Below are 14,338 nucleotides of genomic sequence, written 5' to 3'. Positions count from 1 at the left end.
GCGGGATGCTGGAAGTTTTTTATCAACATGACTACAACCAATCTTACATTAAGAATACATCCGAAGTATAGGCACAAAAAACTCCCACATTACTGTGAGAGTTTATATCAGAATATTTTTCATTTAATTCAATACGTATGAAGTTCCATCCCTTCCGTCTTTCAGTTCGATGCCTTCTGCCAATAGTTTATCGCGGATCTGATCGGAAAGTTCGAAATTCTTCGATTTTCTGGCCTGGTTTCTTAACTCGATTAATACTTTTAAAGTTTGGTCAAGTTTTTCGTTGTTGTTTTCCTCAATCGTCTGAAGTCCTAATACATCAAAAACAAAAGCATTTAATGTAGATTTTAAATCCTCTAAATCTTTCGTTGAGATGGTTTCCTTACCATCGTTTAAAGCAAAGATGTATTTTACGGCTTCAAATAAATGGGCAATCAGCACCGGGGAATTGAAATCGTCCGTCAATGCATCATAAGCTTTACTCTTCCATTCTTCCAGACTGAATCCGGATGATTTTTCATCGTTCGGCGTGATAGATTGCAATACTTTAATGGCTTCCATCAATCGGATAAACCCTTTTTCACTGGCCAGCATCGCATCATTGGAAATATCCAGTACACTTCGGTAATGGGCCTGCAGGAAGCAGAAACGTACAATCGATGGATGGAAAGGTTTTTCAAAGAAATCGTTTTCCCCGGTTACCAGCTGCATCGGCAGGATATAATTTCCGGTGGATTTGCTCATCCTTTGGGAATTCATCGTCAGCATATTGGCGTGCATCCAGTAATTTACCGGAGCAGCATCGTTACAGGCTTTTCCCTGTGCAATTTCACATTCATGGTGCGGGAATTTAAGGTCCATTCCACCTCCGTGGATATCGAAGGTTTCACCGAGGTATTTCGTGCTCATGGCCGTACATTCCAGGTGCCATCCCGGGAATCCTTCACCCCAGGGCGAATTCCACCGCATGATGTGTGCCGGAGAAGCTTTTTTCCATAACGCAAAATCCTGCGGATTTTTCTTTTCCCCCTGTCCATCCAGATCACGGGTGTTGGCAAAAAGTTCTTCGATATTTCTTTTGGAGAGTTCTCCGTAGTTCAAGCCCCTGTTGTTGTATTCCAGCACATCGAAATACACGGATCCGTTGCTTTCGTAGGCAAATCCTCTTTCGATTAATTTTTGGGTCAGTTCAATCTGTTCGACGATGTGACCGGTTGCCGTAGGTTCAATATTCGGCGGCAAAAGGTTAAAAAGATCCAGCACTTTATGAAAATCAACGGTGTATTTCTGTACGATTTCCATCGGCTCCAGCTTTTCAAGTCGCGTCTGCTTTACAAAACGGTCGTTGTTGACGTCGCCGTCATCGGTAAGATGCCCGGCATCGGTGATGTTCCTTACATACCTCACTTTATACCCGAGGTGCATCAAACTTCTGTAAATGAAGTCAAAGGAAAGGAAGGTTCTCACATTTCCCAAATGCACATTGCTGTAAACGGTGGGCCCGCAGACATACATTCCGACGTTCCCGTCTAAAATAGGTTTAAATATTTCTTTTTCGCCTGAAAGCGAGTTGTATATTTTTAATTGCATGATTGTATTCAAAGTTATGGGTTTAAAGTTTTTCAATGGATTATCGGTTACAACAAATAATGGTTGTAATGAAAATTTTATGTGAAACTTTTTTAAATTTTATCATGATTAACTTTAATGCTTTTTACTTTTGAAATTACTGGTGATTACCTGGATGATATTTCATACTTAATTCCTTCCTTTCTCAAAAGTATATATTTGAGTTTAAATTAATAGCATTTAATACTTCTAAAAGTACTCTAGTTTCTTAATTAATCCAATTTCGCATGGCTTCCCACATAATGCAGGAATTCCTGTCTTGTGATCGGATTGGTTCTGAAAATTCCGCTCAGTTCTGCGGTAATCGTAGAACTTGCCGTATCCTTTATTCCTCTGCAGTTGACACAAAGGTGTTTGGCATCGATGATACAGGCCACATCCTTTGTCCCCAGTGCTTCTTTCAAAGCATCCACGATCTGCATCGTCAGTCTTTCCTGAACCTGCGGTCTTTTTGCATAATAATCTACAATCCTGTTGATTTTTGAAAGCCCGATCACTTCGCCGTTGGAAATATAGGCCACATGTGCCCTTCCGATAATCGGCAAAAAGTGGTGTTCGCAGAACGAATATACGGTAATATCTTTTTCCACCAGCATCTGGCGGTATTTATATTTGTTTGAAAAGGTGGAAATCCCCGGTTTGTTTTCCGGCAGAAGCCCTCCGAAAATTTCATTTACATACATTTTGGCGACCCTTCTTGGCGAGTCTTTTAAAGAATCGTCGGTCATGTCCAGACCCAGGGTTTTCATGATCTCCCCGAACAGTCCGGTAATTTTTTCGATCTTTTCTTCCGGTGATTTATCAAAAGCATCTTTTCTTATAGGCGTATGTTCTTTTCCCGTAAAAATATCATCGTCGTTATCCGTAAAATCAACCATTTTTATTTAATTTGCACAAAAATACGGATAAAATCTGTTCGTCATATTTAATTTGGCTGAAAAACATTATCTTTCACCTCCACCATCTTTTTACCTCATGATTACTGCTGAAGAAGTACAGAACGACTCCCAGAAAAAGGAATTTTTAGAGTTTCCGGCAAGGCTTTACAAGAACGACAAAAACTACATCAGACCAAGGAATATCGATATTGAAGATGTTTTCAATCCCGAAAAAAACAAGGCGTTCAAAACCGGAGAATGTGCCCGTTTTTTATTCAGAAATAAGCAACAGGAAACAGTTGGGAAAGTGGCGGTTTTCATCAACGGGACCTATCAGCAGAAACAGCCTACCGGAGGAATCGGATTCTTCGACTGCATCAATGACCAGGAAACGGCCGATTTTATTTTTGATTACTGTAAAAACTGGCTACAGCAGCGGGGCATAGAAGCTATGGACGGACCGATCAATTTTGGGGAACGTGATAAATTCTGGGGACTTGTGATCGAAGGATTTATTGAACCGCTGTATGGGATGAACTATAATTTCCCTTATTACAAAGATCTTTTTGAAAACTACGGTTTTAAAATTTACTTTGAACAGCTTTGCTTTTCCAGACCGATTTTTGCAGAAGTTTCAAGGGTATTCACGGTAATGCACGCCAAACACAGCAAGAATCCTGATATTTCCGCACAGCCGATGACGAAGAGCCACCTGGAGAAATTTGCCCGTGATTTTACCGAAATTTACAATAAAGCGTGGGCTGCCCACGGTGAAGGGAAGCAGATGGAGGAATCCAAGGTTTTGAAAATGTTTAAAATGATGAAACCTATCATCAACGAGCATATTTCCTGGTTTGTTTATGATAAGGAAAAGCCTGTCGCCATGTGGATGAATATTCCGGATACCAACCAATGGTTCAAATACCTCAACGGAAAATTCGGCTGGTGGGAAAAGCTGAAGTTTCTGTGGATTAAAAAATTCAGAAAAAATGAGAAAATGATTGGTCTTGTTTTTGGTGTGGTTCCGGAGTGGCAAAGAAAGGGCCTTGAAGGATACATGATCTGGGAAGGAACACAGCATCTTAGGAAGCACACCGATTTTAAAGTCACGGAAATGCAGTGGATCGGCGATTTTAATCCTAAAATGATCAGGATCGCGGAGAACCTGGATACGACCGTTACGCGGAAACTGGCAACCTACCGATATTTGTTCGACAGAAACAAGAATTTTGAAAGGCACCCTGAATTGTAATGTAAAACTTAAACCGTACACTGATGACCTCGATTATTGTTCTCATTGTTATTTTATTAATTTTTCTTTTATCAATTCCGGCAATCATTTTCCTGATCGCCTATCTGGCAGCCAGAAGCCGTAGAAAAAAACAGAACCTGCTTCTTCAGGAAATCGGAACTCCGGAATATTATGCTTTTGTACGTTATAATATGGGAAATGCACAAAATGAATTTTTCAAGATCAAAGCTTTTCAGGGAAGCGGAATGATTTATGTGGAAGATAATCATATTCATTTTGTAGACACTCTGCATCAGCATCCCCATACATTTCCTTTGTACGACAGTACTATCAAATGGGAAGACATCAATATTGTCAACGGGCTTTTAAAATGGTTCTCAGTAGAGGACCAAGAAGCCAAATATTATTTCAATATTGAAAGCGGAATGTTTATTTTCAATCTGAATTCTACAAAACCTACCACCCGCAGTGTTTTTGAAAGACTTTTGCAATATCAGAGCGAAATCAGGTAGCATAAAAAAAGCCCTGATTTTTTTCAGGACTTTCATAAGATTCATTTTACTTTATTAGAATAGCGCTCCGGCTACTTTTTTAATATTATCACTTTTTCCCATCGAATAAAAATGCAACACCGGAACTCCGAAATCCAGCAGTTCCCGACACTGTGCGATGGCCCACTCAATGCCGATTTGCTTAACGGCTTCGTTATTTTTGGCATGTTCCACTTCATTGATGAGGTCTTCCGGTAAATCGATTTTAAAAATCTGCGGCAATATCTTCAGATGTTTTTTTGTGGCAATCGGCTTGATTCCCGGGATAATCGGAACGGTGATTCCCATTTCGCGGGCTTTTTTTACAAAATCAATGAATTTTTTATTGTCAAAAAACATTTGGGTCACAATATAATCTGCTCCGGCATCTACTTTCTGCTTCAGCCACTTCAGGTCGTAATTCATCGAAGGGGCTTCCATATGCTTTTCGGGATAGCCGGCTACACCGATGCAGAATTTGTTATGTTCTTCACATTCCTTTTCTTCATTATGCAGATATTTCCCTCTTCCCAGGTTATTGATCTGATGCACCAGGTCCATCGCACTGGCATGTCCGCCGGAGGTTGGCTCAAAATACTGATGCCCTTTCATCGCATCCCCCCTTAAGGCCATCACATTATCGATTCCCAGATACATACAGTCGACCAGCAGGTATTCGGTTTCTTCTTTGGTAAAGCCGCCGCACAACAAATGCGGAACGGTGTCTACATTGTATTTATGCTGAATCGCCGCACAGATCCCCAAGGTTCCGGGACGCATCCTGGTAATCCGGCGTTCCATCAGCCCGTTTCCTTTATCAATATAAATATATTCTTCCCTTGAAGTCGTTACATCAATAAAAGGCGGTTTGAATTCCATTAACGGATCGATGTTTCTATAGAGATCCTCGATTCCGATGCCTTTCTGTGGTGGTACCACTTCGAGAGAGAAAAGAGTTTTGCCGTTGGCGTTTTTTATATGGTCGGTGATTTTCATTTTAATTTTTATAGTCTGAATATTTGTAAAATAGTATATTTCAATACCAAAAAAAACTGGTACTAATTAATCCGCTAAATTCGGCGACAACCATTTTCTTGCTTCCTGCAAAGAAATCCCCTTTCTTACGGAGTAATCCTTCAACTGGTCTTCTGCGATTTTCCCCAAGCCGAAATATTTGGCGTGCGGGCTTCCGAAATAATACCCGGAAACCGAAGCGGTCGGGAACATTGCTAAACTTTCCGTTAAGTACACCCCGATGTTTTCTTTCACTTTTAGAAGATCCCAGATGGCATGTTTTTCCAAATGGTCAGGACAAGCCGGATAGCCGGGAGCAGGACGGATTCCTTTGTATTTTTCGGCAATAAGTTCTTCGTTGGTTAAGTTTTCCTGATTGGCGTAGCCCCAATATTCGGTTCTGACTTTCTTGTGTAAAAATTCAGCGTAAGCTTCCGCAAAACGATCGGCCAAGGCTTTTACCATGATGGCGTTGTAATCGTCGTTGGCTTTTTCATATTCTGCGGCCAGTTCATCCGTTCCGAAACCGGTGGTTACACAGAAAGCTCCCATATAATCGGTTTTCCCGGAATTTTGAGGAGCGATGAAATCACTTAAGGCCAGGTAATCTTTTCCTTTGGAACGCTGCGCCTGCTGTCTCAGTGTAATAAATTTTACCTGCTGCTCATGATTTTCATTGAAGATCAGGATGTCATCCGTCTCATTGGAATTGGCTTTAAAAATTCCGAAAACAGCTTTGGCCATCAGTAATTTCTCATCTAAAATCCGTTTTAAAATCACCTGGGCATCCTTGAACAGTTCTTTTGCCTGTGCACCGACCACTTCATCTTCCAGAATATTCGGGTATTTTCCGTGCAGATCCCAGCTTCTGAAAAACGGCGACCAGTCGATGAACGGCAGCAATTCCCTTAAATCCTGGTTTTCAAAAACCTGAATTCCCAATTGGTTCGGAGTAAAGATTTCTTCATTTTCCCAATCGATTTTAAATTTATTTTCTCTCGCTTCTACGATAGAGACATAATCTTTTTCCACCTGCCGGTTCAGGAATTTTTCCCGGAATTCGGAATAGTCATTTTTTAAATCTTCAACATATTCTTTGTTCCGGTCGCCCAGTAATGAACTCACTACGTTTACCGCTCTTGAAGCATCATTTACATGAACGACGGCATTTTTATATTTTAAATCGATTTTTACGGCGGTGTGGGCCTTTGACGTGGTTGCTCCTCCAATCAGCAGAGGGAAATTAAGATTTTGTCTCTCCAGTTCCGAAGCAATGTACACCATTTCATCAAGACTTGGTGTAATGAGCCCGCTTAAGCCGATGACATCCACCTGATGATCAATGGCTGCCTGGATAATTTTTTCAGCAGGCACCATTACCCCCAGGTCGACAATTTCATAATTGTTACAGCCCAGCACGACACTCACAATATTTTTTCCGATGTCGTGAACATCCCCTTTTACGGTAGCCATCAGAATTTTTCCGTTTGCCGGCTTGGACCCGTCTTTTTCCGCTTCGATGAAGGGCTGCAGGTAAGCAACCGCCTTTTTCATTACCCTGGCAGATTTTACTACCTGCGGCAGGAACATTTTTCCGCTTCCGAAGAGATCACCCACAACGCCCATTCCCGTCATTAGATTTATTTCAATTACATGCAGTGGTTTTGTGGCCTGCTGCCTGGCTTCTTCCACATCTTCTTCGATAAAACGGTCGATTCCTTTTACCAAAGAATGGGTGATTCTTTCCTGCAAAGGTTTTGTGCGCCATTCCAGTTCCTCAACTTTCTCTTTTTTAACGGATTTATGCTTTTCGGAATAATCCAAAAGCCTTTCGGTAGCATCTTCCCTTTTATCAAGAATCACGTCTTCTACCAGTTCCAGAAGCTCTTTGTTGATTTCATCGTATACTTCTAGCATCGCCGGATTTACGATTCCCATATTCATTCCCGCCTGAATGGCATGGTACAGAAATACCGAGTGCATGGCTTCCCTTACGGTATCATTTCCCCTGAAAGAAAAAGACACATTGGAAACTCCCCCGCTCACGGATGCATACGGAAGATTCTGACGGACCCACCTTGTGGCTTCTATAAAATCGATAGCATTCCGGCGGTGTTCGTCCATTCCCGTTGCTACGGGAAATATATTCAAATCGAAAATAATATCTTCTGCAGGGAAATTTAAACGGTTGACCAGAATATCATAAGAACGTTTTGAAATTTCAATTCTCCGTTCATACGTATCGGCCTGCCCTGTTTCATCGAAGGCCATCACAATTACTGCGGCACCGTATCTTTTAATGGCTTTGGCCTGCTTGATGAATTCTTCCTCGCCACCTTTTAAGCTGATGGAATTCACCACACATTTTCCCTGGGCCACCTGAAGACCCGCTTCAAGGATTTCCCATTTGGAGGAGTCGATCATCAGAGGAATCCTGGCGATATCTGGCTCTGAAGCAATGAGATTTAAGAACTTAACCATGGAAGCTTTCCCGTCGATCAGTCCGTCGTCGAAATTAACGTCCAGGATCTGTGCGCCGCCCTCTACCTGATGGCGTGCAATATCGAGTGCTTCCCCGAATTTTTCTTCTTTTATTAGTCTTAAAAATTTCTTTGACCCGGCAACATTGGTTCTTTCGCCAACGTTGATAAAATTACTTTCCGGGGTAATAATCAAAGGCTCCAGCCCTGATAATCTTAAATATTTCATCAATTTATTATTCTTCTAAAATATAGTATGCGTTGTTCGCATTCTGCTTCAGCAAATCCACATGCTTGCCTAAAGCGGTAACAATCGGAAACCGTTTGTAGCCGAGGTTGTGTTCTCTGGCAAATGCTTCGATTTCTTCGGTAATTTCATTATAATAAGCATAGCTGTAATTCGGGAAGAGGTGATGGGCCACGTGAAAGTTGAAATTTCCCAACACGTTTCGTACGAACCAGTTGTTTTCTTTTAAATCATTGGTAACTTCCAGCTGATGGCGGATCCAGCTGAACGGCAACCCGTTTTTTTCATCCAGCTTCGGAAACGCGTTGTCCGGAAGCGGATGCAGTGGCAACAACACAAACAGGGCGAAAATGCTCGCCGCGATCACCTGCAAAAACCACGCGCCCAACGCCAGCCCGATCGACACCTTAAAGAACAGAACCGGAACCGCGATCTGATAGAAAAAGTAGAATAGTTTATATGCCACCATTTTAATTTTCTCTTTTACCGGAATTGCTCCCTGGGTTTTCAGGATGACCCTTTCATTATCGAAAAAGTCCCGGAAATCCCGGATGAACATCCAGTTAAACAGATAGAGCGGATAGACCAGAAAGAAAAACCGGTGCTGGTATTTCTGAATGCCTTTCGCTTTGATCCATGGAACGATCAGCAGCAATCCGCTCTGCTCGATGTCGGTATCCCAGCCGTCAACATTGGGATAGGCATGATGGCTCGCAATATGCCTTTTTTTCCAGATGTAAGAGTTTGCGCCTACAAAATCGAAGATCTGCAGAACCATACTGTTGAGCCTTTTGCTTTTAAATATGTTGTTGTGTGCTGCTTCATGGATTAAATTCAGATAAATTAAAACCAATGAAATCCCCATCAAAATAAATCCTGAAATGTACACCCAAGGCCTGTTCACATTGAGAAGAGCAAATACATACAATCCGAAATAGACCAAAGGCAGAATGACTGCTTTGATCTGAATATAAATATCCCGGTTTTCAGGAATGGCTTCTACTCTACGGTTCACTTTCTTCCTCAGTTCATTAAACAATTTTGCATCTTCCGAATCTTTTAAGTAAATAGGCTTTTCCATTATATTTGATTTAGTGTGACTTAATAAAATATAACAGTAAAAATTGTTCCCTTCTGCTTCTCAATTCATCAAAAAATCAATTAAGCTCAAACAATTTCTCTTACTTTTCTCGGCGGGTATTCCGCTACCAGGTCGGCGATTGCTTTGATGTGCTCCGGCGTGGTCCCGCAGCAGCCTCCGATGATGTTGATCAGTCCCTTTTCAGCATATTCCCTGATCTGGCCGGCCATATCTTCCGGGGTTTCATCATATTTCCCGAAAGCATTCGGCAGTCCCGCATTCGGGTAAGCGGAAACAGGGAAGTCTGAATTATGCGCCAATGTTTCCAAATACGGGGTGAGCTGATTCGCTCCCAGCGCGCAATTAAAGCCTACACTCAGCAGATTCAAATGGGAAACGGAGATTAAAAACGCTTCTGCCGTCTGCCCGCTCAGCGTTCTTCCGGAAGCATCGGTAATCGTTCCGGAAACCATGATCGGGATTTTGATTTCCCTTTCATCCTGGATTTCGTCAATGGCGAATAATGCTGCTTTGGCATTCAGGGTATCGAAGATGGTTTCTACCAGTAAGATATCCGAACCGCCGTCCAATAAAGCTTCACATTGCTGTTTGTAAGCCACCCTGAGTTCTTCAAAAGTGATGGCTCTGTATCCCGGATCGTTCACGTCCGGACTTAGGCTGGCCGTTCTGTTGGTCGGTCCGATGGATCCGGCAACGAATCTAGGTTTGTTAGGGTTCTTAGCCGTGTATTCATCACAGGCCTTCCTCGCGATCTTTGCCGATTCGTAGTTGAGTTCGTATACCAGCTCTTCCATGTGGTAATCTGCCATCGCAATGGTTGTTCCCGAAAAGGTGTTGGTTTCGATAATGTCAGCACCTGCCTCCAGGTATTTTTTGTGAACTTCTTCAATGGCATGGGGCTGGGTAAGAGACAACAGATCATTGTTTCCTTTTACCGGATGTTCCCAGTTTTTGAAGCGTTCGCCACGGTAGTCTTCTTCTTCAAATTTATACCGCTGAAGCATGGTGCCCATGGCCCCGTCGAGAATTAAAATTCTTTCGGATAAGGCTTTGTATAGTTGTTGTGAGTTTTTCATTGTATGCTTAGGCTAAAGCCCATTTTGTTTTGTTGATTTTAAAAACGGGCTAAAGCCCGTTCCTATTGATGAATTATTCCAACGCCTGTTTGAGATCCGCAATAATATCATCCACATGTTCCAAACCGACCGAGCAGCGAACCAATCCCGCTGTAATTCCCACTTCATTTCTCTCTTCGTCCGTTAACTTAGAATGCGTTGTGGAGGCCGGGTGGGTGACAATGGTTCTCGTATCACCCAGGTTGGCGGAGAGCGAGCACATTTTAATTTTGTTTAAAAAGTTTCTTCCGCCTTCAATACCGCCTTTGATTTCAAAAGCCACAATGTTTCCGCCCAGTTTCATCTGCTTTTTGGCAATTTCATATCCCGGATGGGATTTCAGGAAAGGATATTTTACCAGTTCCACATTTGGATGATTTTCCAAAAATTCAGCGACTTTCAGGGCATTTTCACAATGTCTTTCTACACGAATCGCTAAGGTCTCTAAACTTTTAGACAAAACCCACGCATTGAACGGTGACATGGCCGGACCCGTGTTTCTGGCAAAAAGATAAATTTCACGGATCAAATCAGCTTTTCCGACTGCAACACCACCCAGTACTCTGCCCTGGCCGTCAATCAGCTTGGTGGCGGAATGCACGACGATGTCGGCACCGTATTTTATCGGCTGCTGCAGATAAGGGGTTGCAAAACAGTTATCCACAATAAAAATAAGATTGTGCTTTTTTGCAATCTGTCCGAAATATTCCAGATCCAATACTTCAATCGCCGGATTGGTCGGGGTTTCCAGATATAAGATTTTTGTATTCGGCTGAATGTACTGTTCTACTTTTTCCGCATCTTCCGCTTTGAAATAAGTGGTTTCAATATTCCATTTCGGGAAATATTTTGTGAACAACGTATGGGTGGAGCCGAAAACCGACTGACAGCTTACGATATGATCCCCCGCATTCAGCAAGGTGGCAAAAGTGGAATAGATCGCTGCCATTCCTGTTGCAAAAGCATATCCGGCTTCTGCCCCTTCCATTTTTACGATTTTATCGGTGAATTCCGTTACATTCGGGTTTGAGAAACGGCTGTATAAATTCTTCGGTTTTTCTTCGGCAAAGCTCGCCCGCATATCTTCTGCATCTTCAAACACAAAGCTTGAGGTTACGAAAAGCGGCGTAGAATGCTCATCAAACTGCGTTCTCTCCGTCTGGGTTCTTATGGCAAAGGTTTCAAAATTTTCCATAGAGATAAATTTACAAATGAAGCAGTATATCAGTACACTCATGAAATGCTTCGACAGGCTCAGCATGACAGCCGTGATAAATATTGATAGACTCCCGCATTATAAGGTTATTCATTATTTTTTATAATTATCCGCAACAGTAAATTGCTTCGGCTTGCGCAGCATAATATATTGGTAAACTGTTACACTTTTATATTGTTACATTTGTTTATTTTGTTTCACTTACTCTTAAAATATCTCCGAATACCCCTCTTGCGGTTACCTGTGCTCCGGCTCCGGCACCCATAATGACGATCGGGTTTTCACCATAGCTTTCGGTATAGATTTCAAAGATGGAATCGGAGCCTTTCAGCTGGCCCAAAGCGGAACCTGCAGGAACGGAGATCAGGTTCACATCCAGTTCACCCTTATCTTTCTGAAGATCTCCGTAAAGGTCTCCGACGTACCGCAACACATGTCCCGGCTCCTGATTGTCCTTGATTTTCTGATATTCTGCATCCAGTTCATTCAGCCTGGCAAGAAATTCAGGTTTTGAAATATCCAGCAGGCTTTCAGGAACGAGATTCTGGATCCTGATGTCACTGAATTCGTTGATGAGGTCGAGTTCCCTTGCCAGGATCAGCAGCTTTCTGGCCACATCGTTTCCGGATAAATCTTCTCTAGGATCCGGTTCGGTATATCCTTTTTCCAAAGCTTCATTGATAATGGTGGAAAATTTCTCGTCCCTTAAAGAAAAATTATTGAAAACATAGCTGAGCGTCCCGGAGAATACCCCTTTGATTCTTGTGATATTTTCCCCTGAAAGATGAAGAAGCTTGATGGTATCAATTAGTGGCAAACCGGCACCTACATTGGTCTCATACAGGTAACGCCGGTTGTTTTTGTTCAACGTATATCTTAGTTTACGGTATTCCTCAATCGGCAGGGTGTTGAATATTTTGTTGGAAGATACCAGGTCGAAACCGTTTTCGGCCAACGCATGATAATTGTGGACAAAATCTTTGCTTGCGGTATTATCCACAACAATTAAGTTTTCCAGTTGATTTTGCTTTGAAAAACTGATCAGCTCCTGAATATTGGATGGACTTTCCGCCGTTAAAACCTCATCACTCCAGTTGGTTCCAAATCCTTTTTTGTTGAAGGCGATCTTTCTGGAGTTGGCTACAGCCACTACTTTCAGATCAATTTTTTTCCTCCTTTTGATCTCTTCGGAAGATTCCAGCACCTGCTCGATCAAAGTCTTTCCGACATTTCCGTGGCCGATAATTGCCAAATGTACAGTTTTCGGCTTTTTGGAAATTTCAGATTCGATGATGTTCTTCGCTTTTTCGTCCTGGGAGGAGGTTACAACAATGTTGACTCTTTTTTCCGCTGCGATCTGGTTTAAAAGCAAAGGGAAAACATTGTTCCTTGCCAGTTCTGCCAATATTTTATTGAAATCTTCGGCAACAAATCCAATAACCGACACATTATTAATGCTGTAAATCTGGGAGACTTTTCCCGATTTCCTTTCCGCCTCAAATTCATCAATCAGACAGTTTACCGCCTTTTCGGAATCGCTTTCCTGTACAAGGATGGAAAGTCCGTTCTCAATAGCCTGTTGGGAAATGACTCCCACGCTGATCCGGGCTAGGGTGAGCGCCTTAAAAATCCGTCCGTCGATCCCGATTTCCCCTAGGAAATCTTCGCCTTCAAATTTGATGATGGACCTGTTCTTCAAAAATTTTATCTCGTTTGCATTATTCTTCATCTTCTACAAAATATTTTTTATGATCGTATTTAATTGTTGGTATTCCATTAAAAAGGCATCGTGCCCGTGAATTGATTTTATTTCGTGGTAGAAAACATCTTCTTTATTTTCTTTCAACTTATGAAAGCACATCCGGATTTCGGCTGCGGGGAAAAATAAATCGGTATCTACTGAAACCAGGTGTATTTGCGCCCTGATATTCTTGAGCTTTAATTCTTCCGCGTTAATATTCATCAGCAGATGGTTCATCAGCTTATAAGATTTTAAACTAAACCTTTCGTTAAGTGCATTGCCATGATAAATCAGCCAGTCTTCCGATTCCAGCTTTTGTTTTTCCTGATTGTATTTGTTTTCAAACCTGTCATTTAACGATTCAGGAGTACGGTAACACAGCATCGCATGAATTCTGGCTTTCTGCAAAGGTTCATTGTTCTGATTCAGTAAAAATTTCTGAACCAGGCATTGGGCATGAAGCCAGTCATGAGTTTTGAAATCGCAGGCAATCGGAATAAAAATTTCAGCAAGACCGGGATTCTTGACCAGCATTTCCCAGCCGATGCCGCCACCCAGAGAACCTCCGATAATGGCATGTAAACTTGTAATATTTAAAATATCAAGACCTTTTAAAAAGATACCGGCTATATCCGAAGCGGTGAAATTTTCATGTTCATCGATAAAAAAATCATCATAGCCGTTTCCGGGAATATTAAAACACAGAACAGTATGCTGGTCTGTATCAATCACCTGATTCGGACCGATCAAGTTTTTCCACCAGCCTTTTTCTCCGGAAACATCCGAATTTCCGGTTAGTGCATGATTCACTAAAATAATAGGTGCAGAAAACAGTTCTTTTCCGAAAAGCTGATAGCTCAACGGAATCTGATATTCCTTACCGGAATTTGTGTAATACGAAAAATTAATATGTTTTAGCTCTGCTTTCAATTCTATTATTTTAATACAATTGAAAATGCCACAGGAAATGGCTGAAAAGAACTTCAGTAAGTTATCTGTCCGAAAATAATTCCGGTAGAACGTAGCACCTTCATTGCTTGCGCAAAGGGTTGCTAAGGTTTCGCAGGGTCTAATCCCTCAACCTTTCTTGATAACATTTTCAATATTTGAATGAACGAATGGTGCAAAGATAGA

Annotated in this window: 11 protein-coding genes and 1 riboswitch; of the genes, 2 read left to right on the top strand and 9 right to left on the bottom strand. The window is 41.9% G+C overall.

Features of this window, described 5'->3' with window-relative positions:
• Window positions 1–123 precede the first annotated feature (123 nt).
• Window positions 124–1,590 carry a cysteine--tRNA ligase gene (cysS, locus tag ACED20_RS04605; protein ID WP_378103631.1) on the bottom strand — a complete coding sequence of 489 codons (1,467 nt, stop codon included), beginning with the start codon at window positions 1,588–1,590 and terminating at the stop codon, window positions 124–126.
• Window positions 1,591–1,841: 251 nt separating this feature from the next.
• A complete protein-coding gene (folE, locus tag ACED20_RS04600; protein ID WP_378103629.1) occupies window positions 1,842–2,507 on the bottom strand; it encodes a GTP cyclohydrolase I FolE in 666 nt (221 codons plus the stop codon).
• A 97-nt stretch (window positions 2,508–2,604) separates the two neighbouring features.
• Between folE and ACED20_RS04595 the strand changes: the two genes are divergently transcribed.
• Window positions 2,605–3,759, top strand: a complete 1,155-nt coding sequence (locus ACED20_RS04595; protein ID WP_294232587.1) for a hypothetical protein — start codon at window positions 2,605–2,607, stop codon at window positions 3,757–3,759.
• Between the two features lie 23 nt (window positions 3,760–3,782).
• The gene (locus ACED20_RS04590) at window positions 3,783–4,271 is read left to right on the top strand and encodes a hypothetical protein (protein WP_294232586.1); all 489 of its coding nucleotides are present in this window, start codon (window positions 3,783–3,785) and stop codon (window positions 4,269–4,271) included.
• Between the two features lie 54 nt (window positions 4,272–4,325).
• Here the strand turns inward: ACED20_RS04590 and metF are convergent, their stop codons facing one another.
• The 7 genes from metF to ACED20_RS04555 all read right to left on the bottom strand — a co-directional run bounded on the left by metF (window position 4,326) and on the right by ACED20_RS04555 (window position 14,134).
• On the bottom strand, window positions 4,326–5,285 hold the full coding sequence (gene metF, locus ACED20_RS04585; protein ID WP_294321747.1) for a methylenetetrahydrofolate reductase [NAD(P)H]: 960 nt from the start codon (window positions 5,283–5,285) through the stop codon (window positions 4,326–4,328).
• Window positions 5,286–5,351: 66 nt separating this feature from the next.
• On the bottom strand, window positions 5,352–8,012 hold the full coding sequence (metH, locus tag ACED20_RS04580) for a methionine synthase (protein ID WP_378103628.1): 2,661 nt from the start codon (window positions 8,010–8,012) through the stop codon (window positions 5,352–5,354).
• A gap of 7 nt (window positions 8,013–8,019) precedes the next feature.
• Window positions 8,020–9,111, bottom strand: coding sequence for a fatty acid desaturase (locus tag ACED20_RS04575; RefSeq protein ID WP_294239782.1), 1,092 nt, complete (start codon window positions 9,109–9,111; stop codon window positions 8,020–8,022).
• An 86-nt stretch (window positions 9,112–9,197) separates the two neighbouring features.
• Window positions 9,198–10,208 (bottom strand): homocysteine S-methyltransferase family protein, encoded by a 1,011-nt coding sequence (locus ACED20_RS04570; RefSeq protein ID WP_345767126.1) that lies wholly within the window; start codon window positions 10,206–10,208, stop codon window positions 9,198–9,200.
• A gap of 73 nt (window positions 10,209–10,281) precedes the next feature.
• A complete protein-coding gene (locus ACED20_RS04565) occupies window positions 10,282–11,442 on the bottom strand; it encodes an O-succinylhomoserine sulfhydrylase (protein WP_294312425.1) in 1,161 nt (386 codons plus the stop codon).
• A 208-nt stretch (window positions 11,443–11,650) separates the two neighbouring features.
• The gene (locus tag ACED20_RS04560; RefSeq protein WP_294321755.1) at window positions 11,651–13,192 is read right to left on the bottom strand and encodes an ACT domain-containing protein; all 1,542 of its coding nucleotides are present in this window, start codon (window positions 13,190–13,192) and stop codon (window positions 11,651–11,653) included.
• 3 nt (window positions 13,193–13,195) lie between these two features.
• Complete coding sequence (locus tag ACED20_RS04555; protein ID WP_378103626.1) at window positions 13,196–14,134, bottom strand: alpha/beta fold hydrolase; 939 nt, start codon at window positions 14,132–14,134, stop codon at window positions 13,196–13,198.
• A 58-nt stretch (window positions 14,135–14,192) separates the two neighbouring features.
• A riboswitch (SAM riboswitch) is annotated at window positions 14,193–14,301 on the bottom strand.
• Window positions 14,302–14,338: the final 37 nt, after the last annotated feature.

It is taken from the genome of Chryseobacterium sp. sg2396 (genome assembly GCF_042610505.1).
Lineage (GTDB): Bacteria > Bacteroidota > Bacteroidia > Flavobacteriales > Weeksellaceae > Chryseobacterium.
The sequence above is the reverse complement of the archived record's forward strand: the minus strand, read 5'-3'. Positions and strand labels throughout refer to the sequence as shown.